23 protein-coding genes are annotated in these 22,737 nt (G+C 43.0%); 8 read left to right on the forward strand and 15 right to left on the reverse strand.

Annotation, left to right across the window (positions count from 1 at the left end):
- Window positions 1–124 precede the first annotated feature (124 nt).
- On the forward strand, window positions 125–973 hold the full coding sequence (locus KVY11_RS08260) for a methylated-DNA--[protein]-cysteine S-methyltransferase (protein WP_218288637.1): 849 nt from the start codon (window positions 125–127) through the stop codon (window positions 971–973).
- Between the two features lie 49 nt (window positions 974–1,022).
- Here the strand turns inward: KVY11_RS08260 and pyrE are convergent, their stop codons facing one another.
- Window positions 1,023–1,673, reverse strand: a complete 651-nt coding sequence (gene pyrE, locus KVY11_RS08265; RefSeq protein ID WP_004691742.1) for an orotate phosphoribosyltransferase — start codon at window positions 1,671–1,673, stop codon at window positions 1,023–1,025.
- Between the two features lie 39 nt (window positions 1,674–1,712).
- On the opposite strand from pyrE, the gene KVY11_RS08270 reads away from it, so the two are divergent.
- Together KVY11_RS08270 and KVY11_RS08275 are read left to right on the forward strand one after the other, a co-directional pair.
- The gene (locus tag KVY11_RS08270) at window positions 1,713–2,531 is read left to right on the forward strand and encodes an exodeoxyribonuclease III (RefSeq protein WP_062031929.1); all 819 of its coding nucleotides are present in this window, start codon (window positions 1,713–1,715) and stop codon (window positions 2,529–2,531) included.
- Window positions 2,532–2,984: 453 nt separating this feature from the next.
- Entirely contained in the window at window positions 2,985–3,335 is a 351-nt protein-coding gene (locus KVY11_RS08275; protein WP_078388305.1) for a Spx/MgsR family RNA polymerase-binding regulatory protein, read from the forward strand.
- Window positions 3,336–3,383: 48 nt separating this feature from the next.
- Here KVY11_RS08275 and KVY11_RS08280 read toward each other — a convergent pair whose 3' ends face one another.
- The gene (locus KVY11_RS08280) at window positions 3,384–3,821 is read right to left on the reverse strand and encodes a DUF2147 domain-containing protein (protein ID WP_005401494.1); all 438 of its coding nucleotides are present in this window, start codon (window positions 3,819–3,821) and stop codon (window positions 3,384–3,386) included.
- A 155-nt stretch (window positions 3,822–3,976) separates the two neighbouring features.
- On the opposite strand from KVY11_RS08280, the gene KVY11_RS08285 reads away from it, so the two are divergent.
- Entirely contained in the window at window positions 3,977–4,888 is a 912-nt protein-coding gene (locus tag KVY11_RS08285) for an alpha/beta hydrolase (RefSeq protein ID WP_218288638.1), read from the forward strand.
- Window positions 4,889–4,960: 72 nt separating this feature from the next.
- On the opposite strand, the gene KVY11_RS08290 is transcribed toward KVY11_RS08285, so the two are convergent.
- Window positions 4,961–5,527 carry an FMN-dependent NADH-azoreductase gene (locus KVY11_RS08290; protein ID WP_039890677.1) on the reverse strand — a complete coding sequence of 189 codons (567 nt, stop codon included), beginning with the start codon at window positions 5,525–5,527 and terminating at the stop codon, window positions 4,961–4,963.
- A gap of 246 nt (window positions 5,528–5,773) precedes the next feature.
- On the opposite strand from KVY11_RS08290, the gene KVY11_RS08295 reads away from it, so the two are divergent.
- A complete protein-coding gene (locus KVY11_RS08295) occupies window positions 5,774–7,009 on the forward strand; it encodes a GGDEF domain-containing protein (RefSeq protein ID WP_218288639.1) in 1,236 nt (411 codons plus the stop codon).
- Here KVY11_RS08295 and KVY11_RS08300 read toward each other — a convergent pair.
- From KVY11_RS08300 to KVY11_RS08320, 5 genes are all read right to left on the reverse strand, one after another.
- On the reverse strand, window positions 7,006–7,644 hold the full coding sequence (locus KVY11_RS08300) for a glutathione S-transferase family protein (RefSeq protein WP_218288640.1): 639 nt from the start codon (window positions 7,642–7,644) through the stop codon (window positions 7,006–7,008). The genes KVY11_RS08295 and KVY11_RS08300 overlap by 4 nt on opposite strands.
- Before the next feature lie 18 nt (window positions 7,645–7,662).
- Window positions 7,663–9,489 carry a protein-disulfide reductase DsbD gene (gene dsbD / locus KVY11_RS08305; RefSeq protein ID WP_218288641.1) on the reverse strand — a complete coding sequence of 609 codons (1,827 nt, stop codon included), beginning with the start codon at window positions 9,487–9,489 and terminating at the stop codon, window positions 7,663–7,665.
- Window positions 9,490–9,508: 19 nt separating this feature from the next.
- Window positions 9,509–10,279, reverse strand: a complete 771-nt coding sequence (locus KVY11_RS08310; protein ID WP_218288642.1) for a transporter — start codon at window positions 10,277–10,279, stop codon at window positions 9,509–9,511.
- A gap of 14 nt (window positions 10,280–10,293) precedes the next feature.
- Entirely contained in the window at window positions 10,294–10,836 is a 543-nt protein-coding gene (locus KVY11_RS08315) for a hypothetical protein (RefSeq protein ID WP_004978318.1), read from the reverse strand.
- 139 nt (window positions 10,837–10,975) lie between these two features.
- Window positions 10,976–11,350, reverse strand: coding sequence for an HPF/RaiA family ribosome-associated protein (locus KVY11_RS08320; protein ID WP_004691760.1), 375 nt, complete (start codon window positions 11,348–11,350; stop codon window positions 10,976–10,978).
- A 689-nt stretch (window positions 11,351–12,039) separates the two neighbouring features.
- Here KVY11_RS08320 and KVY11_RS08325 point away from each other — a divergent pair.
- Window positions 12,040–12,771, forward strand: coding sequence for an outer membrane protein OmpK (locus KVY11_RS08325; RefSeq protein ID WP_148825311.1), 732 nt, complete (start codon window positions 12,040–12,042; stop codon window positions 12,769–12,771).
- A gap of 96 nt (window positions 12,772–12,867) precedes the next feature.
- Window positions 12,868–13,374 carry a GNAT family N-acetyltransferase gene (locus tag KVY11_RS08330; protein ID WP_078425110.1) on the forward strand — a complete coding sequence of 169 codons (507 nt, stop codon included), beginning with the start codon at window positions 12,868–12,870 and terminating at the stop codon, window positions 13,372–13,374.
- Here the strand turns inward: KVY11_RS08330 and KVY11_RS08335 are convergent.
- Window positions 13,363–13,869, reverse strand: coding sequence for a DUF1877 family protein (locus KVY11_RS08335; RefSeq protein WP_218288643.1), 507 nt, complete (start codon window positions 13,867–13,869; stop codon window positions 13,363–13,365). The two genes, KVY11_RS08330 and KVY11_RS08335, sit on opposite strands and share 12 nt — an antisense overlap.
- 196 nt (window positions 13,870–14,065) lie before the next feature.
- On the opposite strand from KVY11_RS08335, the gene KVY11_RS08340 reads away from it, so the two are divergent.
- Entirely contained in the window at window positions 14,066–14,788 is a 723-nt protein-coding gene (locus KVY11_RS08340) for a hypothetical protein (protein ID WP_218288644.1), read from the forward strand.
- Window positions 14,789–14,861: 73 nt separating this feature from the next.
- Here KVY11_RS08340 and urtE read toward each other — a convergent pair whose 3' ends face one another.
- From urtE to parE, 6 genes are all read right to left on the reverse strand, one after another.
- A complete protein-coding gene (urtE, locus tag KVY11_RS08345; RefSeq protein ID WP_004691766.1) occupies window positions 14,862–15,560 on the reverse strand; it encodes an urea ABC transporter ATP-binding subunit UrtE in 699 nt (232 codons plus the stop codon).
- 10 nt (window positions 15,561–15,570) lie between these two features.
- Window positions 15,571–16,389 (reverse strand): urea ABC transporter ATP-binding protein UrtD, encoded by an 819-nt coding sequence (urtD, locus tag KVY11_RS08350; RefSeq protein ID WP_218288645.1) that lies wholly within the window; start codon window positions 16,387–16,389, stop codon window positions 15,571–15,573.
- On the reverse strand, window positions 16,386–17,459 hold the full coding sequence (urtC, locus tag KVY11_RS08355; protein WP_218288646.1) for an urea ABC transporter permease subunit UrtC: 1,074 nt from the start codon (window positions 17,457–17,459) through the stop codon (window positions 16,386–16,388). Before urtC ends, urtD begins: the two co-directional genes overlap by 4 nt.
- A 4-nt stretch (window positions 17,460–17,463) precedes the next feature.
- Window positions 17,464–19,095, reverse strand: coding sequence for an urea ABC transporter permease subunit UrtB (urtB, locus tag KVY11_RS08360; protein ID WP_218288647.1), 1,632 nt, complete (start codon window positions 19,093–19,095; stop codon window positions 17,464–17,466).
- A 96-nt stretch (window positions 19,096–19,191) separates the two neighbouring features.
- Window positions 19,192–20,475, reverse strand: a complete 1,284-nt coding sequence (gene urtA, locus KVY11_RS08365; protein ID WP_218288648.1) for an urea ABC transporter substrate-binding protein — start codon at window positions 20,473–20,475, stop codon at window positions 19,192–19,194.
- 377 nt (window positions 20,476–20,852) lie between these two features.
- Window positions 20,853–22,733 carry a DNA topoisomerase IV subunit B gene (parE, locus tag KVY11_RS08370; RefSeq protein ID WP_130235480.1) on the reverse strand — a complete coding sequence of 627 codons (1,881 nt, stop codon included), beginning with the start codon at window positions 22,731–22,733 and terminating at the stop codon, window positions 20,853–20,855.
- Window positions 22,734–22,737 lie beyond the last annotated feature (4 nt).

The following is a 22,737-nucleotide window of genomic DNA, read 5'->3' on the forward strand; positions in this document are numbered from 1 at the left end:
AATGGATGACTAAGCCAATCAATAAACGCTTCGAACCTTTTGTTATAAAGCGCAAGAAACGGATTTTCAGGCCTCGCTGGATTTGTTACTGTTTTCTTAAGTTAAATGATTTCCGCGAGTAATCATGACAAAACATAGCAACTATGCACGGGTAGCAAAGGCGATTGAATACATTGAACAAAACTTCAAACAGCAACCCAGTTTGGCTGAGATTGCAGAACACGTTCATTTAAGTCCTACTCATTTTCAGCGTATCTTTAGCGAATGGGCAGGTATTAGCCCGAAGAAATTTCTGCAATATATTAGTGTGGAATATGCAAAGTCGGTTTTGAAAAATCACACAGAAAATAATATTTTTGCAGCAACTTTTGACACTGGCCTTTCTAGTACCAGCCGATTGCATGATTTATTTGTCCAAATCGAAGGGATGACGCCCGCAGAATATAAACAGGGCGGTGAAGCACTCAACATTCACTATAGTTTTGCCGAAACCATTTTTGGCTCCGTCATTATTGCCTCGACCCCTAAAGGGATTTGTCATATGGCCTTTACCGAAGTAGATCGGGATGCATTGGCCTATCTGAAAAAACAGTTCCCACGTGCGACATTTATTGAAGATCAGGATGAATTACAACGCAAAGCGCTCGCAATTTTTCAGCAAGATCAAAACAGCTTATCAGAGATTAAACTGCATCTGAAAGGCACCGACTTTCAGCTCAAGGTCTGGCAAAGTCTGCTCAAAATTCCCATGGGACAGCTCAGCAGTTATGCACATATTGCTCAAGAGATTGGGCAAAAGCGTGCCTCACGAGCGGTCGGAACAGCCATTGGCAGTAATCCCGTTGCCTTTTTAATTCCCTGCCATCGGGTCATTCAGTCTTCAGGGCAACGTGGCGGCTATATGTGGGGGACGACACGTAAAACCGCGATGATTGGCTGGGAAGGTGCGCATAGCCAAACACCAACCGAGTGAGAGAGCGAATAAAAAAGGAAGCCGAAGCTTCCTTTTTTTGTTTCAACCTTTAGACGCCATATTTCACGCGGTAGGCTTCCATTTTTGCTAAAGCTTCAGTCTCACCTTTAGCCTCTAAATAATTCATCAAATCTTTCATGGTCACCAGTGCATGCACAGGAATTTCCAATTCTTTTTGGACTTCTTGAATCGCAGACAGTTCACCTTGACCTTTTTCTTGGCGGTCTAATGCCACCAACACACCTGCAATCTGCGCACCTGCATTTTTCAAAATGGTGACCACTTCACGGATCGCTGTCCCCGCAGTAATCACATCATCAATAATCCAGACTTTTTTGCCTGCAACAGATGCACCAACCAAGACCCCACCTTCACCATGATCTTTGGCTTCTTTACGGTTAAAACCCCAAGGCACACTTACCCCATGATTTTGTGACAAAGCCACTGCTGTTGCAGCAACAAAAGGAATCCCTTTGTACGCAGGACCAAACACCACTTCAACATTGTTGCATTCTGTCAGTTTGGCTGCATAGCCAGACGCCAGTAATGACAAGGCTTCACCGTCATTAAGTAGACCTGCATTAAAAAAATAAGGACTCACACGACCCGATTTTAAAGTAAACTCACCAAATTTAAGCACGCCACGTGATAATGCGAGTTCGATAAAAGCTTGAGGGTTAAATGTCGCTTGCGTTGTCATGCGGTGCTCCGTATTTTCAAATTGAGGTAAGACTTGCGCATGATACCAAAGAGTAGCTATCCAAGTGATCAAAAAATTTTACGTGTGGTTTCAATTAACGTAAATGGTCTACGTTCTGCAGAAAAAAAAGGGATTTTTGATTGGATTGCCACATCAGATGCTGATGTGATTTGCATGCAAGAATCTCGCATTACCCACGAACAATGGACCGATAAATTTAAACCTGAAGGTTGGCATACCCACCTGTTCCCTGCTGAACGTCCAGGGTATGCTGGCACTGCTATTTATAGCCGTTTACCATTTGTTTCAGTCACGGATGGACTTGGTTTTGAATTGGCCGATTCTCAAGGCCGCTTTATTTCGGCTGAGTTTGACTTAGGCTTAGACCAAAACGTGCATATTTGTTCACTGTATCTACCATCGGGTTCTTCTGGTGAAGAAGCACAAGTACGTAAAGACCACTTCTTAGAAGAATACAAACAAATTTTGAAACAATGGCGTGATGAAAATAAATCCGTGATTGTCTGTGGTGACTACAACATCGTGCATAAACGCATCGACATTAAAAACTGGTCAGGCAACCAAAAAGCCTCAGGCTGCTTACCGCACGAACGCGCTTGGCTCGATCATATTTATGATGAACTTGGCTATGTCGATACTTTCCGTGAAGTGCGTCCAGAGGCTGAGCTTTATTCTTGGTGGTCAAACCGAGGACAAGCTCGTGCGAAGAACGTAGGCTGGCGCATTGACTATCAAGCGTGCTCACCTGACTGGAAAGCCCGTACAGTCAATGCTTGGGTCTATAAAGAAACATGGTTTAGCGACCATGCACCTGTCATTATTGACTACAAAATCTAGAAAAATTTAAGTATTTAGCTCATATTAAGTGAACACTTGTTTACTGAATATGAGTTTTTAACCTACATTATCTGCCGTTTTTTGAGTCTTTTTCTGATCAATCAATCAGTGCATTATGTTCCCACGGCAAAGGGACGATGTCAGGATGACAGCACAAGGACAGGACGCCGTAGGATGAAATTAAAACGAACTATGGAAATAGTTGGTTTTCAAGGATGTGACAATGGACGTTGTAATGAGACCCGCATGATCAGGATGATTAAATGCGGGTTTTCTCTTTTTTAGTCTCTGCCTTTTTTAATGCTTCTTCTTTTTAGATTCTATTTTTCTTTGATTTGATTCTAAATCGCTTTTATGACAAGACGATGACGCTTTAAGCTTAGATCGACACACTAGAGCTCCTCTGTTTTTTCCGTTACTCTAAACCCAGCTTAAAATTCAGAAGGGTTTTCCATGTTAAACGTGTATGGCATTAAAAATTGTAATTCAATGAAAAAAGCATTCGACCTACTGAATGAGTTAGGTTTAGCGTATGAGTTTCATGATTATAAAAAACAAGGCATTGATGCTGCGACTGTCAAAACATGGCTCGATCAGATTGGGGCAGATGTGGTCCTGAATAAAAAAGGTACCACTTGGCGTAAGTTGACTGAAACAGAACAAGACACTGCTTTAGCTTCAGAGCAAGGACTAATTGATGCCCTCACCACACATAACAGTCTCATTAAGCGTCCCGTAATTGCAACCCCGAAAGGTTTTATTGTGGGTTTCAATGAAGATGCAATTCGTGCCCTAAAAGCATAACAAAACAAAAAAGCCGAGCAATTGCTCGGCTTTTTTTGTTGGATGGGATTAGTTCGCGCGAATCCAAGTTTGGTTACGGCCTAATGCAGCCACGCCAATATAACCACGAAGCTCTAGTTTTTTACCACCAGCAGCAATGTTGCCTTTTAATTTATAGGTTTTACCAGTTTGCGGATCTAAAATTGATCCACCGTCATAGCTTGTACCACCCACATTTTTCAGACCATGTACAATCGTTAAACCTTTCAAAGATTTATTTTTATACGGGCCTTCACACTTGGTACATGCATTTTCTTCACCTGGCGTCAAAATACCTTGAATACTCGCAGTTAAAGTTCCATTTTTTTGCTCAGTGAATTTAACCAAGGCTTTCGCTTGTTTAGTTTTGTCATCAATCGTTTTCCAAACAGTGCCATTCAGCGGATCTGCTGCATGAGCTAGAGCGGTTAATCCTAGTACGCTTAACGCAAGTGCAATTTTTTTCATTTTTGTCATTTCCCTAGTCTAGTAAAGACGACTATCATTATTAAAAAGTCACAACAATTTTTCAATTTTTCAATGTGACCAATTAGTGTAACCTTGTAAATTATGTTGGTAAATACACAAACTCAAGGTAAAACAAATAACAAAATGGAATAACTATGAAGATTGCCGATCCATGGAAACAAATCATTACAGAGCAGTTTTTAAAAACCACGATTCGAACCCCAAGTCGCTTTAGTATCCCACCCAGTAGTCAGCGTTTTCTTCTTGAACAAATGTGTCGTGCATTTCCGCTCAATAAGTCGATCCAGATTCGTCCTCTACGTCTTGCAGGCCTGCGTGCGGAAGAGTTAAAACCTGAAACTGAAGCCACTCAGCTCATTTTGCATATTCATGGTGGAGCTTTCTTTTTAGGTTCAATGAATACCCACCGTGCGTTTGTCTCAGACCTTGCAGCCAGTACACAAATGCAAGTCATTCACCTTGACTATCCGTTGTCACCCGAACACCCCTATCCTGAAGCCATTGATGCGCTGTTTGATGTTTATCTGCTGTTATTGGAGCAAGGGATACAAGCCAAAGATATTATTTTATCAGGGGATTCATGTGGTGCAAATTTAGCGCTAGCCTTGGCGCTGCGCATTCGTGATGAGCAACGCCCTCAAGTCAGTGGGCTGATTCTGCTTTCGCCATTTTTGGATTTAAGCTTAACCAGTGAATCTATTCGCTTTAATAGCAAGCTCGATGCACTTTTATCCATCGAGGCCCTTGAAACAGGCATCGACTATTATGTTCCAGAGCAAATCGACCCAGCGGACCCGCTCGTTTCACCCTTATTTGATGAATTGGCAGACCTCCCGCCTACCCTTGTACAAGTCGGTTCGAAAGAAATTCTCTTGGACGATGCCCAGCGGTTTAGAGATAAAGCGACCAAGGCAGGCGTAGACGTGACATTTAAACTATACACAGGCATGTGGCACAACTTCCAAATGTTTAATGCATGGTTTCCTGAAGCTAAAATGGCGTTAGATGATATCGCAACGTTTGCTCAAGCGCTCGACCAAGACTAAACACATCCCGCATAAAAAAAGGTCAGCTTAACGCTGACCAAATGAGGAATCATTGGACTACAGTTATTGTTATTAAATCGCTTGCACCTGTGCTAAAGCTGCCGCAATGGCTTTGTCTTTCAGCTCTGGCCCCATATTCACGCCTTCAGCACGAATGATTTCAACATCGGTCACACCGGTAAAATTAAAGACGGTTTTTAAGAAGCCTTCTTGGAAGTCAACAGGACTATTTTCACCATAGACACCACCGCGACTACTGGCAATATAGGCTTTCTTGTCACCAGCCAAACCGACCGGGCCATTTTCAGTATATTTGAAAGTACGACCTGCAACACTAATGCGGTCAATCCATGCTTTTAAAGTCGAAGTAATCCCGAAGTTATACATCGCTGCACCAATCACCACAACGTCCGCATCTAAGTACTGTTGAATAATACGTTCGCCCAGAGCCGATTGTTCTGCATTTTGACCCATTAAAATTTCTGCGTCTAAATGTGGAATCGGTTGCGTTGCCAAATCCAAATATTCAACCTCAACTTGCGCATGCTTTTCGCTGAGTTGCGAAACAATCGCTTGGCTCAACTGACGAGACACAGAAGCATCCGCCATAATACTTGAATCAATATGTAAAACTTTCATGGGATGTTCCAACATAATCTTTATTGAATAGTTGCATTTTAAAATAAGATTATCCTTAGAATAATAGGCCTATTCAAAACACTATGTTCTAAAAATAGAATGGTCTTTCCCTGCTGAGCTACATACTCAGTTCGTCACCTTTGATACCGTCTTTTTATAAGATTGTGATATGTTGAAAGCAATGTATAAGAAATCAATCACATTATTTAAAAAATAAAGCGGATATATCAAGGATGAAACGATTGAATGAGTTCATGGTTCTCAATATCTAAACAGCTAAGCAACAGCAAACTTTCTCATTATCTACTTGAAGAGGAAGTGATTATGAACTGGGATACCTTGAAAAAGTGTATTTTAATCCTTGTTCTCGGCTGTTGTGTCAATTTGATCTGGTTAGTTTGGGAGACTTTTGTACTGTTCAACTCAGAATATTGGCATGTCGTTAATGTTCAGCTTTTGCGCCACAAATTGGTTATTAATTCCATTTTTTTCATCACGTTATTGGGTTTGATTTACCCTTGCTATGCCCTACAAAAACAAGCTTGGGTACAACGATTCCTCCCTTATATTGCGATTGGAATTTTAATCATCTCACTTTGCTATAACGGTTATATGATTGGGGTGTTTAGCCCTGTCACTATGGTGGTCTATATTTGTCTGATCGCTGTCGGTTTGGTGTTGTTTGAGCGAAAGATCGTGTATGCGATGCTAATTCCTGCGACAGGCTTCTTAACCTTCTCAGGCTACCTCAGTTTTATTGATGTGATTCCTTATGCTCCTATTTTTCAGATTGATGGCCAACTCTTTCTCAATGGGTTTTGGCTCCTATCGATGCTGTATTTCGTTATTCCCATTCTAATCACTTGTCTAATTTTATTTGAAATTTTACTTAGCCAATGGCGACATCGTGAACGACTCATTCAACATTTAAGTCAGATCGACCCACTAACCAATACATTTAACCGTCGCCGTATTAGCCAAAGTTTGGAGTATTTGCATCAGCAAGATCCGCAGAATCCCTATGCGGTTATCCTCTTAGATCTCGATCATTTTAAAAGCATCAATGACCAATTTGGACATCATATCGGAGATAACGTGCTCATCGCTGTGAGCCAACAATTAAATAACCAGATACAAGACCATGACCTAGTGGGGCGCTTTGGCGGAGAGGAGTTTATCCTTATTTTAAAACATGCTTCACTCTCTAAAGCCCATCAAATTGCGGAACGTTGTCGTTCAGCCATCGAGGCTTTAGTCATTAACAATGATGAAGGCCAATCTATCCATGTCACAGCTAGTTTTGGTATTGCACAATCTCACCATGGACTCAGACCTCAGCAAGTTTTGAGTCAAGCAGACAAAGCACTCTATGCCGCTAAAGCCAGTGGACGTAATCAAATCAAATGCTATTTAGAAATCAATCCCGGTGAACTCAAATATAGCGCTGCATGTGGTGACACACAGCACATTTCACCTAACTAAACGGCTTCTGCCCGTGCCGCGTCGACCCATTGTATGACCGCAGGATGCTGCATAATGTGTTGCATATACTGCTGGCTGCGCTCAGATACAGGTAGTGCATAACTCTTGAAACGCATCACTACAGGGGCATAGAAGGCATCGGCTATAGAAAAATCACCAAATAAAAAGGTATACTCATCCGAACGCTGTGCCCAAATTTGTTCAATTCGTTCGACATCTGCTCTTAATTCAGCATGCTGCGCACACAAAGCTAGCCCCTCAGCTATGCTGTACTGCGCTTGAATATTCATGGGGCATAATTGGCGTAGTGCCATAAAACTACTGTGCATCTCACCACTGATACTCCGTGCTTCTGCTCTCAAATAGTCAAGCTTGGGCCACAGGGCTAAATCTGGATTTTGCTCGGCCAAATATTCACAGATGGCTAAAGAATCCCAAATTTTAAATTCACCCACATCCAATACAGGCACTTTAGCATTGGCATGAATGTGAGACAGTTGCTCTTTAAAACTGGGGTTTGTCGCATCAAAGCGAACCAGTACCTCTTCAAAATCCAGATCAAATGCAGTCAAGACCAACCACGCTCGCATCGACCAACTGGAGTAATTTTTATTGGCAATATATAAACGTTGCATCACCCTTCTCCCTCAGGTTTAAAAACGTTGTAATTGAGCTAAAAGTTCAGCCTCAGTAAATGCACCGGTTAAACGTAAACCACGAATTTCTTGTTGTGAGGCATCTAAGAATAAATAGGTCGGTGGTCCTAAAATATCCCACTGGTTTAAAAGCACTTGATGGGTTGCATCGTAATGGCTCAAATCCAATTTAATCAAATAATACGGCACAAGCGCTTGCTGTACCGTTGCAGACTTTAATATACGGTGTTCAATCGGCTGACAGGCGACACACCAATCAGCATAGACATCGATAATGATCTTTTGACCTTTTGGTGCTTGTGCCAAGAGCTGCTTAAACTCCGCTGCCGTCGCTGCCACATGCCAACGCGCAGATGCAGCCACTGGCGCTTCAAAGAAACGCTGACTCTGCTGATATTGGCTATAGGCAATGTACGTCCCGCCAATGACTAGAGCCACGATGTACAGCATACGCAACTGAGTTTTATGCCACATCAAACGATACAACACATAAATAATAAAGCTCAAGCCTAGCAGCAGACTCAGTGCTTGCATCCATGTTTCAGAAAGCAAAGGACGTACAAAATACAGCGCTAAAGCCAACATGATGAAAGCAAAGAATACCCGAACCTGATTCATCCACAGCCCAGCACGAGGCAATACCTTAGCACCCAGTACGCTTGCCAATAACAATGGTGTCCCCATACCAAAGCCTAAGGTGAACAGCAAAATGGCCCCTTGCCACTGGCTTTGTGTCTGCGAAATAAACAGTAAAGCGCCTGCCAAAGGTGCCGTCATACACGGTCCAACCAACAGCGCAGAAATCATGCCCATAATCGCAGCACTGATCAGACTTCCACCCTTTTGCATAGACTGGATATGATCAAGTTTATTCACCACGGCTTGCGGCAGTTTAAGTTCAAACAAACCAAATAGATTGAGTGCGAACAAAACAAAAAGAATGCTAAAAGCAATCAGGGTGGATGGCTGTTGTAACCAACGCTGAAAGTTCAAACCTGCAGATGAGGCCACCAAGCCCAAAATGGCATAGACCATGGCCATACTGCACACAAAGACCAAGGCAATCATCCATGCTTTGAGGCCTTTGCTATCGCGAATAATTAATGAGGTTAAAATCGGCAACATCGGTAAAGAACACGGCGTAAACGCGAGTAATATCCCGAGGCCAAAGAACAGTAATAAACCATAGGCCAACGAGCTTTTGGCTAACTCTTCAGACCAAATTTGATCTTGCGCAGCCATCGCATCGGAAGCTGTTGCGGCGGGTTCAGCAGTGACTGTTGGGTTGATAGGCTCAAATTGCGGATTCGACTGCGCGGCTAAATCTAGCAGTCGTTTTGAGCCACCTGCTTGGTCTTGTAGACTGACCAAACCGTTGACATCGGTTTTAAACTCAATACTTTGCGGTGGATAGCAAATGCGATCTTTGGCACAGCCTTGCCAAGTCACCTTATAAGTTTGTGAAGCCTGTGTGTCTAAGTCAAATTGCACTTGTTGATAATAAACTTGGGTGTGTCCATAGTTTTCATCATACAAATCATGCGCAGGCGGTAGCTCAAGCTTAAGGGGCTGACCCACCTGCTGTACTTCAAATTTGTGCTGATACAGATAATACTGTTCAGGGATATTCCAGTGCAGTTGAGCGGTATGCTCAGTCGTGGATTCCACTGTAAATGGAAAAGCATCTTCAGCTGAAAGAAGTGGAGTTTCTGCATGAACGTTTAGGATACTGGCCCAGATACACAGATTGATGATCAATACTGACAGCGCCAGATACCACGTTTTGCCGCTCATCCCCTGTTTCAGATGAAGATGCTTTTTCATAATATGTTCTTTTTTCTAATTAAAATAAGTATGAAACGCCAAGGCCTGAATAATAACTTTTATCTGCACCATTTAAGTCGACACCAACACTTGCGTCCAACTGCATCCGATTATTCACCGCATACATGACACCTGTACCGAGCGCATATTCATTGTCTTGACTTTCTGCTTTACGATAAACCAATTCAGAAAAACCGCTGAGTTTATCTGTAAATTGATATTCTAAAGTCGGAATTGCAGAAATGGCCCAATCACTATTTTGCACTTCATAACGCATAGTGATGGATGTCGACACGAGGTCGCTATAATCGTATGCAACCACAGATGACAGACTATAAATATCATCTTCATTGGTGAAACCATCATTACCTGTGGCAATAATCGCTTCAGCCAGTACCGCCATACTCAAGCGTTCATCATCCAAAGGAATCGCCGCTTTCACACCCACACTGACATCCCCCAAACCATCTGTTTCAGACTTATTGCCTGCCACTTTCATTTGTTGCCAAGAGGGCCCAGCCCAACCCAATTGCAATTCGATGTTTTCAGCTAAACCTGTGCGCAATAACATATCTGCATTTAAGCTGGTGGTTTTGACTTTTTCACCATCAGTCGTGGTCGATTCAGCATAGTGCGCATTGGCCAAGCCCTGCTCCCAAGCCAACTGCCCCACAGGCGTAATCCCTGTCCCTATACCCGAACCCGGACGGTCAAAGGAAAAATCTGCAGCCATCGCATTCATACTGAACCCAGTGGCTACACATAAACCTAAATGTTTTAATTGCATCATGATGATCTCGCTGATTAAGCTAATTCTTTTGTCATTTTTGCACCATGCTGACGAAGCAACTCTAAAGTTTGCTTTTCTTCAGCCAATGCTTCGGCCCAATTAATTTCGTCAAATTCACAATCAAAGAATAAATCGCTAATTGAAGATAAAATAGTTAAGCCATCTTCATCTTTGGTGTTTGGATCAACTTTTTCATCCAATAAACGTTTGACCGCGGGCGCACATGCAGCACTTGCCGCATCCCAAAGTGGGCCATAAATTTCTTCTGTATCCCACAAATGCAAGTTTGCTTTGCCATGAATCAGTTGTTCTAAAATGTCTAAATGTACCGCTAGAGTCTGTTGTTTTTCTTGTTCTGACAGCGGTGCGCCTGCTTCATACGCTTCGCAAATCGCTTCCCACCATTTGAATAAGCCGTCCGACCAGACAGAAATCACAGGTCCTTTTTCAGGATCGATAAAATTGAGACTTAACCCATCGGTCAATAGACGTTGAACTTGTTGAAGATCTAATTCTTCAAGTGCTTGCACGAAAGCTTGTTGTTGCGCGGTTAACATGGAGATGACGCTCTTCAATTCAGTTTATTCTATTATGCCGAATAAACGGGACATTTGTTATCCGTAATGTTGGATAAAAGTGAGTGCCCAGCATTAAAAAAGCCCCTGATTGAGGGGCTTTTTTTAAATTCGGTGAGGTTTAATCTTCCTCATCATCAACTAGGCCATCATCCTGATCTGCATATACAGGTTGGCCAGCACGTGGTTTATCATTTTTTTCAAAGGTATGTTCTAAACTACGTTTAAGGCGATCGATCGCGCCATGAATCGCAGTATCGACATTATGACCTTTATGATTTACAACCACGGGTTTTAAACCTGCTGGACGCGCTTCAATCATACATTGAATGTCGTCATCTCCGCCTTTATGGCTATTGGCATCACTTAGATGCACTGAAAAATGAGTAATGCGCTCACTGTGACGTTGAAATTCTTGATTCAGCTCTTCGCGTATATAACTAATTAAACGGTCACTATTTTGAATGTTTTTATCTGTACGGATTTCTATGTTCATAAAATAACATCCTCTCTCTTTCTTTATTCGACTCTTTTTTTGTACGAAGATTTTTATCTCTTGGCACACTTGTAACTTACTGTTTTAACAGTATTCGACCATCTTCAATTGCTTTGGAATGTAACCTCCATCGATTGAATGATGAACACTTTTGAGTCTGCAGATCTGTGTCCTTCTCCTTTGAATATCGGGCCTAACTGAAAATTATGCAAGTGATATTTTTAAAAAAATATGAAAAGGATACTTATTGTGACAAGCCCTTACTTGCATGGCTAAAAACAGATGGATTTGATTCCATCTTCTAACTATTCACGTGACCTCATTGGCTAGAATGAACAAAAAAATCTAATAATTATGACAACTTCAATTACGGCAGGAATGACTGCAAACATCGATCATTCATTCTTTGCAAACATCCCCAAATAAGTACAAACTCTGTTACATTCTAGGATTTTCCCGAGCTGTATCATGTCGATATTGCTAAATTTATTATTCAATCCCCTAACATTTTTTCCAAGAAGGCCCATATCAAATTAAGTGTCATGCCTGAAAGGCAACATTAAACCATTTGGTAAAAAAGTATAAAAAATGGCTCATTTTGATATCTATTTTCCATGACGTTCGTCAAATTTGGCTTTATTTTTGCTTAATAATCGGTATCCTGTATCCGATTTTTTGGGGAAATATTCATGAAACTGACTCAAATTGCTGCTTTCGTAGCATTATCTTCTGCTGCGGCAATCTCTCAAGCTGCGCCGATTTGGCAAGACTTTAGCTTCACTGGTTTATATGGTGAAAACTACAAATCACCATTTGTGACTCAAGACGAAAAACTTGAGCAAACAACCATTACTGCAGAATATGCAGCTGGCTTCAAATATGGCGATTTCTTCGCTTTCGCTGACCGTACCAACAACGATGCTGATGGCAATGAAACTTACTTTGAAGTTGCACCACGTTTCAGCTTAGGTGCGATGACAGGAACTAAACTTGAGCTTGGCCCAGTTAAAGATGTGTTAGTTGCAACGACATGGGAAGGCGGTGAAGGTTTCAACAACTACCTCTATGGTATTGGTTTTGCCTTAAATGTGCCATATACACAGTATGCAAACATCAACTTCTACAAAGCAGATAACGACCTGACTGATGATGATTATCAAATGACCATCACCTATGCAGTACCGTTCAAACTTGGTTCTGAAGACTTTTTAGTTGATGCCTTCCTTGACTGGTCAACTGCTGAAGATGACCATGCAAGCGAGTTAAACTGGACTAGTCAGTACAAATGGAATGTAGGTAAACACATTTCTCCAGATACACGCCTATACGTGGGTATCGAGCACTCAGTTTGGAATAACAAATACGGCTATAAAGGCGTTGACCAAAATGACGTAAGTGCGTTAATCAAATACCACTTCTAATTCACTTTTGTGAATATCCAAAAGCAAGACTTCTGTCTTGCTTTTTTTTATGCAAAAGCAGCATGATAAAGCCCCAACGCATACAACCTTGCCTTCATGTCTTTTCTCATTCGTCCAGCCACTGAACACGATCTGCCCGAGATCCAAAACATTTATAATGCAGAAGTCTTACATGGCATGGCCACTTGGAATGAACATGCCTATGATTTAGCGCATTTCCAAAAACAATTACTACACTTTCAACAAAACCAATTTCCATTTTGCGTGGTGGAAGACCAAGAAACGCAGGCCATTGCAGGCTTTGCAGACTATGCCACCTTCCGTAATTTTTCAGGCTATCGTTATACCGTTGAGCACTCAATTTATATTTCACCCAACTATGCCCGTCAGGGCTTAGGTCAACAGCTTTTAGCGTATTTGATTGAACAAGCAAAAATGCAGCACATGCATGTCATGGTTGCAGGGATTGACCACGCCAATCTGGCTTCAATTGCTTTGCATGAAAAGTTTGGCTTTGTACAAACTGGCTATATGCCCCAAGTCGGACAAAAGTTTGGGCAATGGCGTGATCTGGTGTTGATGCAACTGCTGTTAAATCAGTGAGGTCGGGACTAACTTGTCACTGGTTACGCTAATTACGGCATATGTATGCTTGGCCGCATGTTCATAAAAGTTTCTGAGCTGAGCAAAGACTAAACTCAACTCGGCAAATTGCAATTCAATCGATTCGGTCTGGATGCCATGTTCCTGTTCTAAGCGTTTCAAACAATTGGTTTGCATATGCTTTTTAAAGTCTTCGATATCCAGTTTTTCTAAAGCTTCCTGGACTTCAACCACACGCACCGCGGTGTTATAACGTACCTCTGTAAGTTGTTTTTGGCGCTCTGCCAAGTGATGCTCGGCTTGCACACTCAAAGCCAGTAAAGAAGTGCCAGACTTAAAACTGCCTTGCAATAAGGTCTGTAAGATTTTCCAGTTTTTACCTAAAAGCAGATGTGACTCGATGTGCTCCGAATTCAGCACATCGTCGACAGAAATAGATTCTAAAATCAACGTTTCCAAAGCATTGGGCGGAATACTTAATAATAATGTGTCCATATGGCTGCTCTTATTGTTGTTGCTTTGCATTAGCTTAACGCGTCTAAAAGCACACTGCTCAAACAATTTGTATGAGTAATTTTTCAGTTTCTATCATCCCGCTGTCTTGAATAATTGCGACCCCCTAAAGATTGTCCCTTTACTTCGAATAGCTCCCTATGTTTTATTCAAAGCATAACGAAAATGGAATCAAATCATGCTTAAGCATCCATTCTTGATTGGGCTTTTGACTGTAAGCACACTCGCTTCAGCAGACGATACCTTTGAACGAGAACTTCGCCAAGGTTGTGCTAAAGTCAAAACCTCTGCCAACTCTGGTAAGAAATTTTATGATCACAAACAATATCAAAAAGCGTTAGAACAATTTCAGTATCAGGCGACGTGGTCTTCTTTTTGTTTAATAAATCAACCTGAAAGTGGTGTACCCCTCACTGAGCGTGATGTCGAAATTGCCAACAACAATGTCGGTTTAAGTTATAGCAAGTTGGGAAAACCGTTTTGGGCTAGAGCATGGTTTTTGCGTGATGCTGAGTCTAAATCCAGTCAATTTAATTTAAAGCAACTGCCACCCCCTAAACAATCAGCAACACTGGCAGGTAAATATGTGCAGTATGCAGGCTTTGGGCAGTGGAATCAGATTGAGGTAAAACCGCTTAAGAATGTATATCAAATTGAATTTAATGGTCTTTATATGGGACTACGCAGTCTCATCTATGGCCCTAATATTGGCGAATTTGAAACCACAATGCCGCTTAATCGAACTCAAGCGCAATATCAGGTAGACGACTGTAAAATTAATTTAAAGTTCGCCTTTGATCCCAAAATGGGACACACCATCCGTGTCAGCGAAACCAATACCATGAGCTGTGGTTTTGGGCACAATGTTTCGGCAGACGGTTTATTTCTAAAAGTAGACTAAGATCGCGATACAATATTCAATATTTTCATCATTATTCCCCTCTCCCTTTGGAAGAGGGGGAGAATAAAAAAGCTTAAATCGCTACCAATTCTCGAATACCTTTTGCAGGCATTTCACAGCCTGCCCCTTGCGCAATCACTTGTCCACGGGCCATGACGGTATATGCATCGGCCAGCTCCTCGGCAAAATCATAAAACTGCTCGACCAAAACCACCGCCATGTCGCCGCCATCCGCCAGTTTACGAATCACTCGGCCAATGTCTTTGATAATAGAAGGTTGAATACCTTCTGTAGGCTCATCCAAAATTAACACCCGAGGCTCTGATGCTAGGGCACGCGCAATCGCCAGTTGCTGCTGCTGCCCCCCTGATAAATCCCCGCCTCGGCGGTGCTTCATTTCATCTAAAATTGGGAAAATTTCATACAAATGCTCAGGCACTTTTCGAGTTTTCGCCCCCTTAAACTTGGCCATGCCAATCAGGATATTTTCTTCGACAGTTAAGGTTGAAAAAATATCACGCCCTTGCGGCACATAAGCCAAACCTGCACGCACGCGTTGCTCGGGACTCATTTTCGAGATGTCCTGACCATCAAGTAAAATCTGTCCGGACTTGATCGGTAAAATCCCCATTAAACATTTCAGTAAGGTGGTTTTCCCAACGCCATTCCGCCCCAGTACCACGGAGCACTCTCCCACAGGTGCTTGAAATGAAACATCTCTTAAAATATGACTGCCACCGTAAAACTGATTGACGTCTTTGACTTCTAACATGGTCGGCTCCTTAACGTCCTAAATATTTCTCAATCACATCCTCATTGGCCTGTACCTCAGCCAATGTACCTTCGGCTAAGATCGCCCCTTGAGCCAGTACCGTCACCTTCTCACTGATGGTGTCGATAAAGCTCATGTCATGTTCAACCACCACCAAGGTGTGATTTTTCTTCAGCTCTAAACATAGCTCAGCGGTTCGTTCCGTTTCGGCATCAGTCATACCCGCCACAGGTTCATCGAGTAGAATCAGCTTAGGACGTTGCATAAGCAACATACCGATTTCCAACCATTGCTTTTGTCCATGTGACAACAGCCCCGCAGGTTTATGTACCCACTCTTCTAAGCGAATTTGCGCCAATGACTCATCTAAAGCCAACTGTGCGTCCGGATCTAATTTGCTAAAAAAGCTTTTCTTCACCCGCTTATCTTTTGGTGCAGCAAGCAGTAAGTTTTCCATCACGCTAAAGTTTTCAAACACCGTTGGTTTTTGAAATTTACGCCCAATGCCTGCTTCCGCAATTTGCTCGGTACTCATCTTGGCCAAATCATAGTTTTGCCCAAAAAAAGCAGAGCCTTCTGTCGGTCGGGTTTTTCCCGTAATCACATCCATTAGTGTGGTTTTACCTGCCCCATTGGGCCCAATGATGCAGCGTAACTCCCCTTCTTGGATGTATAGCGATAAATCATTTAAGGCACGAAAAGCATCAAACCAAACACTAACTTTTTCCATGTACAGTGCAATCCCATGGCTGAAGTCGGCACCTTGTTCTTTGGGACGTCCATAGCCGTCTGAAGCATGGCCACCATGAGGTTGTATTAGCTCACTCATTCGCTACGCTCCTTTTTAAAACGGTCAAACAGACCAATTACACCTTTGGGTAAAAAAATGGTGACCACAATAAATAAAGCACCCAAGATCAATAACCATGCTTCTGGATAAGCCACGGTGAAATAGGTTTTTACGCCATTAATTAATCCTGCACCCAAAATTGGGCCAATCAAAGTCCCACGCCCACCCGCAGCTACCCACACCGCCATTTCAATCGAATTAACAGGGTTCATTTCACTCGGGTTAATAATGCCTGCTTGGGGCACATACAATGCTCCTGCAATACCTGCAATCACTGCGGACAGTACCCATGCAGAAAGCTTGTACCACAGCGTACGATAGCCCAAGTACTGCAAGCGGTTTTCACTGTCCCGAATCGCCCCCAGCACACGACCGTAGGGTTTATTCATGAGATGACGCAACCCCACAAAGCACAACATCAACACCAAAGCCGTTAAGGAACATAAGGTGGCACGCATGGGAGCAGAAGTGATGTCCATGCCTAAAATAGTCTTAAAGCCTGTAAACCCATTGTTTCCGCCAAAACCTGTTTCATTGCGGAAAAATAACAGTGCCGCAGCAAATGTCATGGCCTGCGTAATAATCGAGAAATACACGCCTTTAATTTTGGAGCGAAAGGCAAAGAAACCAAAGATGAAGGCCACCATACCAGGCACCAACACCACCAAGGCCAAAGCCCATAAGAAATGATTGCTACCCACCCAATACCAAGGCAGTTCAGTCCAGCTTAAAAACCGCATAAAGTCAGGCAGGCTGTCACCCGCTGTCTGACGCATCAGATACATACCAAACGCGTAGCCACCAAGGGCAAAGTACAAGCCATGGCCTAGGCTTAAAATGCCTGCATAACCCCAAACCAAGTCTAGTGCCAAAGCCACCAGAGCCAAGCACATGATTTTACCAATCAAGGTGACCCAATACGCAGAGAGATGAAAGGCTGAATCGACTGGTAGTAAATGTAACCAAGGCAGGATCAACATCACCGCAAAGCAGACCGCAATAGCGAGCGCACTATAAGGTTTATCGGAAAATAAAGAATTGATTTTCATGCGCTTACTCCACAAAACGGCCTTTGATGGCAAACAAACCTTGTGGACGTTTTTGAATAAACAAAATCACAAGAACCAGTAGAATAATTTTTGCAAGAACAGCCCCCATCCCAATTTCAAGGACCGTACCGCTGATCCCTAAACCAAGTGCTGCCAGTACCGCCCCCCAAACTTGCCCGACACCACCTACCACAACAACCAAGAAAGCATCGATAATATAATTCTGACCCAAATCAGGCCCAACATTACCCACTTGCGCTAAGGCACAGCCCGCTAAACCAGCTAACCCAGAACCCAGCCCAAAGGCCAACATATCGATACGGCTAGAGCGAATACCGACAGCACGTGCCATTTGACGGTTTTGTGTCACTGCACGAACAAACAGACCAAAGCGGGTTTTATTGAGTAGGTAAACCAACAGCAGTAGCACCGCAACCGTAAACACAATAATGGCAATCCGGTTATACGGCAGCATTAAACTTGGACTCAGCGCAATACCGCCCGATAACCAAGAAATATTCGAGACTTCAACATTTTGTGCGCCAAAAATCATCCGCACCAATTGCATCAAAATCAGACTGACCCCAAAAGTGGCCAACAAGGTTTCAAGCTGACGACCATATAGTGGTCGAATTACCGTCCGTTCAATCAACATGCCAATTAAGGCGCTCACTAAAAAGGCTGCAGGAATAGCTGCTATTAAATACCAATCGACATAACTGCCTAAATAAGTCTTAAACAGGCTTTGCACCACATAAGTGGTATAAGCCCCAATCATAATCAACTCACCATGCGCCATATTAATCACACCAAGCAGACCATAAGTGATGGCCAACCCGAGTGCTGCTAGCAGTAAAATGCTGGCTGTACTGAAACCTGAAAACACATGCCCTGCCCATTCACTGACTTGGATGCGGGTTTTAATCTGACTTTTGGCATCCGCCAAAACAGCTTTGAGTTCTGGGTTTAAATTTGATTGAGTTAAAGCTTGCTCAACCAGTGCCAGCACCTCGGGACGGTTGGAATCGCTAAGGACTTTAGCAGCCTGAATTTGGACTAAAACATCTGGACTTTCAAAGTCGAGGCGCGCTTTGAGCTGTGCCAAGCGCTGTTTGACTTTATTATTTTGTTCATGCAGATAGAGCTGATTAATCTGCGCAACATTCAGTTCAGACAGATTATTTTCTAAAATATCAATGGCTGCTAAACGTTGGGCAGATTCTTCAGATTTTAATTTGGCCTGTGCCTGCCCAAAATTTAAGGCTTTACGTAAAGTGTTGACCAAAGTTACCTGAGACAAATCCCCCGGCCAAGTGTCAATCACTTGCTCATCGGGATAACGCAATAATTTTTCATTATTTTTTAAAATATACGTCGTGCCTGCGCTGTCCCGATACAGCTCATCACTGTCGATCAGTGCCACCAATCGATCAAATTCTTCAATCGTCCCCGGCCATTGGCTCAGCATGGCACGGCGCTCAGCAAACTCAGCTTTGACAAAACGTTGAATCGTATCGCTCGATGCTGATACGCTTTGGGTCTGAGCAGAAAGTTGAGCCTCTTCAGCCCAAATACTGCTACTCACGAACTGTGCCATTGCGCACAGCAGTGCGGCACAAAAAAATTTAAGATTCATAATATGACTTCCTTAAGCTTGCTTAAAACATCCCACATCGGGATGTGCTTACTGAAAAGCCCACAGCAATCGCAGCAGGCTCAACGCTTAAGAAAATTATTTAGGAATGTACGGACTCCAAGGTTCCGCCTTAATCACTTTTGGTGTTTTATAGACCACATCAAACTGACCATCACCACGGATTTCACCAATCATCACTGGTTTTTGTAGATGATGATTTTCAGCATCCATTTTTAAGGTATAGCCTGAAGGTGCTTTGAATTCTTGACCAGCCATCGCAACGCGAACTTTATCAACATCGGTACTGCCTGCCTTTTCAACCGCTTGCTTCCACATATTGATGCCCACATAGGTGGCTTCCATCGGGTCATTGGTCACGATTTTGTCTGCATTCGGCAGCTTATACTGCACCGCATACTGCTTCATTTTATTCACAAATTCGGTGTTGATTGGATTTTTCACCGACATGAAATAATTCCAAGCAGCCAAATGTCCAACCAATGGTTTGGTATCAATACCACGGAGTTCTTCTTCACCCACAGAGAAGGCCATGACAGGAATATCTGAAGCTTTAATGCCTTGGTTACCCAGCTCACGATAGAACGGCACATTAGAATCGCCATTGATTGTTGAAATCACCGCGGTTTTCTTACCTGCAGCAAATTTCTTCACATTACCAACAATGGTTTGATAGTTACTATGACCGAAGGGTGTGTACTCTTCCATGATGTCCGCATCGGCCACACCTTTGGACTTCAAAAACGCACGTAAAATTTTATTGGTGGTGCGTGGGTAAACATAGTCCGTACCGAGTAGAACAAAGCGCTCTGCTTTACCGCCCTCTTCGCTCATCAAATATTCCACCGCAGGAATCGCCTGTTGGTTCGGTGCGGCGCCTGTATAGAAAATATTTTTCGACTGTTCCTGCCCCTCATACTGCACTGGATAGAACAATAAACCATTCAACTCTTCTACCACAGGTAACACTGACTTACGCGATACCGATGTCCATGAACCAAAAATCACCGCGACTTTATCTTGGGTAATGAGTTGACGTGCTTTTTCAGCAAATAAAGGCCAATCAGATGCTGGATCGACCACTACAGGTTCTAATTTTTTACCCAGCACCCCACCATTGGCATTAATTTCATTGATAGTCATCAAGGCCGTATCTTTGAGTGAGGTTTCAGAAATTGCCATGGTGCCTGATAGCGAGTGCAAAATTCCGACTTTGATGGTGTCACCGCTGCTCACTGCCGCTGTTGGCTCAGACGTTGCTGTTTCCGCTTTCTCCGCAGGTTTTGAACAACCTGTCAAAGCAATAGTCCCCATCATTGCAGTTGCAAGGAATGTTTTAGTGAGTAATTTTTGTTGGAACATCTTGATTTTCTCCAAACTTGAAACTTAGGGTGCATTTTGCAATGCATGATTGTTATTCGCGCTATGAGTGCCAATTCAATTTCTATGCCAAGCAGGGTTTTATGATGTGAAAATCATTGTGAAAATTTTAATTATTTCAATATTTATCAATTATTTATTAATTTTTAAATGCACTGTATTTTAGGTAGATTTGCGCTCAAATGGCTACTTTTCTGCATACAAACTTGTATACATCATGTGTTCCAAATCAATTCATTTCGCCTAATTCAGTCGATTGATCTGGAAAATTGTGCACAGATTAGGCGCAATTTTATTGCTCATCTGCGCAGCAAAAAGCCCGCAATGTGCGGGCTTTTTGATTTTGTCCTTAGCCGTACTTAAACCACTAACTCGGCCAAGTTACCTTTCTGCTCTAACCATTCTTTACGGTCACTCGAACGTTTTTTGGCCAGCAATTTGTCCAACAAACCAGCAGTAAAATGACTGTCATCCAAATCTAATTGCACCAAACGGCGTGTGTTTGGATCCAGCGTAGTTTCACGCAGTTGGCTTGCGTTCATTTCACCCAAACCTTTAAATCGAGTAATTTGCGGGTTCTTGGTTTTGCATTTTTTCAACATGCTTTCAAGCTCGTCATCGTCCAAGGCATAGTGCACATCTTTTGCATCATCAATTCGATACAACGGAGGCATCGCCACATACAGATGTCCTTCTTCAACCAAGATCGGAAAATGTTTCACAAACAAAGCACATAGCAGAGTCGCAATGTGTAGACCATCCGAGTCAGCATCGGCCAAAATACAGATCTTGCCATAACGTAATTCGGATAGATCATCCGACCCCGGATCGACCCCAATCGCAATGGCAATGTTATGCACTTCTTGCGAAGCTAAGACTTCATCAGAAGAGACTTCCCAAGTATTTAAGATTTTCCCACGAATGGGCATGATCGCTTGGAAGTTTTTATCACGCGCCTGCTTGGCTGAACCACCAGCAGAATCACCTTCCACAATGAACAGTTCAGACTCTTCTAAGGTATGTCCAACGCAGTCTGACAGTTTTCCAGGTAAAGTTGGCCCTGCCACAATTTTCTTACGTTCGACCTTTTTCGCAGCTTTCAGACGACGACCTGCTTTTGAGATCGCCATTTCAGCCAACTGCATGGCAATATCGGAGTTTTGGTTCAACCACAGTGCAAAAGCATCTTTGGCAATGTTCTGGACAATGCCCGATGCTTCACGGCTAGATAAACGCTCTTTGGTTTGGCCTGAAAACTGTGGCTCTTGGAACTTCAACGACAAAATATAGTTCACACCATCCCAGACGTCTTCAGCTGACAGCTTCATATTGCGTGGCAGCAAGTTACGCAGTTCACAAAACTCACGCATTGCATCGGTCACACCTGAGCGTAGGCCGTTCACATGGGTTCCGCCTTGCGCCGTTGGAATCAAGTTCACATAGCTTTCTTGTACCAATTCGCCGCCATCGACATTCCAACAAATGGCAAATTCGGCACTGGCACGCTCAGCATCTCCTGTTGCCACAAAGGCTGGATGAGGCAGAATCTCACGATCTTCAATTTCATCCATCAAATAATCGACGAGGCCATTTTCAAACTGCCAAACGATTTTTTCGTCATTGATTTGGTCGACATAATTGATTTGCAAACCAGCCGCCAAAACAGCTTTGGCTTTTAAGTTGTGCTTCAGCGCTTTCAAGGCAAATTTCGGTGAATCAAAATATTTGGCTTCAGGCCAAAAGTGAACGGTGGTCCCTGTCGCACGCTTCGGAGCTTTACCTTCTAGCACCGTCAAGGGTGCAGTCGGTTCACCCTGCTCAAACGCCATTTGATAGAGGTTGCCTTGACGCTGAACTTCTACTTCGACTCGGCTAGATAAAGCATTTACCACGGAAATACCTACGCCATGCAAACCACCTGAGAACTGGTAGTTGTCGGTACTGAATTTACCACCAGCATGCAGTTTGGTCAGGATGATCTCGATCCCGCTTTGACCATATTCGGGGTGAATATCGACAGGCATGCCACGACCATTGTCTTCGACTGAGAGTGAACCATCTTTATAAACGGTGACAGTAATTTTGTTGGCATGACCAGCCAGTGCCTCATCGACGGCATTATCAATAACCTCTTGCGCCAAATGGTTTGGGCGTGTGGTATCGGTATACATGCCGGGACGACGACGTACCGGATCTAAACCAGATAATACTTCAAGCGATTGAGCCGTATATTGAGACACGTTG

The sequence above is a fragment of the Acinetobacter sp. CWB-G5 genome, from assembly GCF_019209785.1.
GTDB classification, from domain to species: Bacteria; Pseudomonadota; Gammaproteobacteria; order Pseudomonadales; family Moraxellaceae; genus Acinetobacter; species Acinetobacter johnsonii.

Excerpts from the sequence above, each read along its gene's own strand:
- KVY11_RS08315 (WP_004978318.1), bottom strand. The coding sequence starts at position 10,836 with ATGTTAACCGCGCAACAACAAGCTTTCGTGCAAGCACTTGAAGAATTA.
- KVY11_RS08320 (WP_004691760.1), bottom strand. The coding sequence starts at position 11,350 with ATGAACATAGAAATCCGTACAGATAAAAACATTCAAAATAGTGACCGT.
- KVY11_RS08280 (WP_005401494.1), bottom strand. The coding sequence starts at position 3,821 with ATGAAAAAAATTGCACTTGCGTTAAGCGTACTAGGATTAACCGCTCTA.
- pyrE (WP_004691742.1), bottom strand. The coding sequence starts at position 1,673 with ATGACAACGCAAGCGACATTTAACCCTCAAGCTTTTATCGAACTCGCA.
- KVY11_RS08300 (WP_218288640.1), bottom strand. The coding sequence starts at position 7,644 with ATGCAACGTTTATATATTGCCAATAAAAATTACTCCAGTTGGTCGATG.
- KVY11_RS08325 (WP_148825311.1), top strand. The coding sequence starts at position 12,040 with ATGAAACTGACTCAAATTGCTGCTTTCGTAGCATTATCTTCTGCTGCG.
- urtA (WP_218288648.1), bottom strand. The coding sequence starts at position 20,475 with ATGTTCCAACAAAAATTACTCACTAAAACATTCCTTGCAACTGCAATG.
- urtB (WP_218288647.1), bottom strand. The coding sequence starts at position 19,095 with ATGAATCTTAAATTTTTTTGTGCCGCACTGCTGTGCGCAATGGCACAG.
- KVY11_RS08290 (WP_039890677.1), bottom strand. The coding sequence starts at position 5,527 with ATGAAAGTTTTACATATTGATTCAAGTATTATGGCGGATGCTTCTGTG.
- KVY11_RS08340 (WP_218288644.1), top strand. The coding sequence starts at position 14,066 with ATGCTTAAGCATCCATTCTTGATTGGGCTTTTGACTGTAAGCACACTC.
- KVY11_RS08260 (WP_218288637.1), top strand. The coding sequence starts at position 125 with ATGACAAAACATAGCAACTATGCACGGGTAGCAAAGGCGATTGAATAC.
- KVY11_RS08295 (WP_218288639.1), top strand. The coding sequence starts at position 5,774 with ATGAGTTCATGGTTCTCAATATCTAAACAGCTAAGCAACAGCAAACTT.
- KVY11_RS08285 (WP_218288638.1), top strand. The coding sequence starts at position 3,977 with ATGAAGATTGCCGATCCATGGAAACAAATCATTACAGAGCAGTTTTTA.
- urtE (WP_004691766.1), bottom strand. The coding sequence starts at position 15,560 with ATGTTAGAAGTCAAAGACGTCAATCAGTTTTACGGTGGCAGTCATATT.
- urtC (WP_218288646.1), bottom strand. The coding sequence starts at position 17,459 with ATGAAAATCAATTCTTTATTTTCCGATAAACCTTATAGTGCGCTCGCT.
- KVY11_RS08270 (WP_062031929.1), top strand. The coding sequence starts at position 1,713 with ATGATACCAAAGAGTAGCTATCCAAGTGATCAAAAAATTTTACGTGTG.
- dsbD (WP_218288641.1), bottom strand. The coding sequence starts at position 9,489 with ATGAAAAAGCATCTTCATCTGAAACAGGGGATGAGCGGCAAAACGTGG.
- KVY11_RS08310 (WP_218288642.1), bottom strand. The coding sequence starts at position 10,279 with ATGATGCAATTAAAACATTTAGGTTTATGTGTAGCCACTGGGTTCAGT.
- urtD (WP_218288645.1), bottom strand. The coding sequence starts at position 16,389 with ATGAGTGAGCTAATACAACCTCATGGTGGCCATGCTTCAGACGGCTAT.
- KVY11_RS08275 (WP_078388305.1), top strand. The coding sequence starts at position 2,985 with ATGTTAAACGTGTATGGCATTAAAAATTGTAATTCAATGAAAAAAGCA.
- KVY11_RS08330 (WP_078425110.1), top strand. The coding sequence starts at position 12,868 with ATGTCTTTTCTCATTCGTCCAGCCACTGAACACGATCTGCCCGAGATC.
- KVY11_RS08335 (WP_218288643.1), bottom strand. The coding sequence starts at position 13,869 with ATGGACACATTATTATTAAGTATTCCGCCCAATGCTTTGGAAACGTTG.